2 protein-coding genes are annotated in these 1,034 nt (G+C 72.9%); both read right to left on the reverse strand.

What is annotated here, in order from left to right:
• The coding region (locus tag ACZ5CR_RS47390) for an amidase (RefSeq protein WP_468870282.1) at positions 1-851 on the reverse strand (851 nt) is incomplete at its 3' end.
• Positions 838-1,034 (reverse strand): hypothetical protein (locus ACZ5CR_RS47395; RefSeq protein WP_468870284.1); only part of this gene is annotated, 197 nt, incomplete at its 5' end. The genes ACZ5CR_RS47390 and ACZ5CR_RS47395, both read right to left, overlap by 14 nt.

Here is a 1,034-nt window from a genome sequence, read left to right on the forward strand (position 1 = left end):
GCCTGGAGCTGTTCGATGGCCCGGCGCACACTCTCCTCGACCTCCGGGCTGATCCGCTCGAAGTAGTAATTGCGCGGCACGCCCACCCGCAGCCCCGACAGGTCACCCGCCTCGGAAGAGGCCCGGCCGACCGGAGCGGCGGCGCCTCCCGCCGGGTCGCGCCGGCCCCGTCCCACCAGTGCGGCGAGGACGAGCTCGGCGTCCCGCACCGTACGGGTGAGGGGACCGACATGGTCCAGGGACCAGGACAGGGACGTCACACCGTGGCGGGAGATGAGGCCGTACGTCGGCTTGAGACCCACCACGCCGTTGAGCGCCGCGGGCACCCGGATCGATCCGCCGGTGTCGGTCCCCAGCGCGAAGATGGCCTCTCCCGCCGCGACGGCGACGGCCGAGCCTCCGCTCGACCCGCCGGCGACACGACTGTGGTCCCAGGCATTGCGCGTCTGAGGGGTCGTCAGCCCGTAGGCGAACTCGTGGGTGTGGGTCTTTCCGAGCAGCACCGCACCGGCCGCGGACAGGCGCGCGGCGACGACACTGTCCCCTTCGGCGACATGGTCCGCCCTGACGCGCGAACTCGCCGTGGTGGGCATGCCCTCGGCGTCGATCAGGTCCTTCAGACCCATGGGAATTCCGTGCAGCGGGCCGCGCGACCGGCCCCGGGCGATCTCGCGCTCGGCCCGGGCCGCAGATTCCCGGGCGGAGTCCGCGGCGACGGTGACGTAGGCCTGAAGACGCGCCTCCACCGCCCCGATGCGGTCCAGCACCGATTCGGTCAGTTCCACCGGGGACAGCTCGCCCGCGGCCACGACGCGGGCGGCGTCGGCGAGCGACAGCTCAAAGGGCCGCATCGGCGTCCTCCTGCCCGACCGTGCCGGACGCCGTGCCGGACGCCGTGTAGGACATCGCGGGAGGTGTGTCCCCGAAGTCCAGTTCGCGCAGCATGGCGATGACGGAGTGGATGTGGTTGGCGGTCGACGCCACCACCTCGTGACGGTCGCCCGCCAGCGGCAGGCCCGCTCGGAGCGCCCCTC

The organism is Streptomyces sp. NPDC031274, from assembly GCF_055570235.1.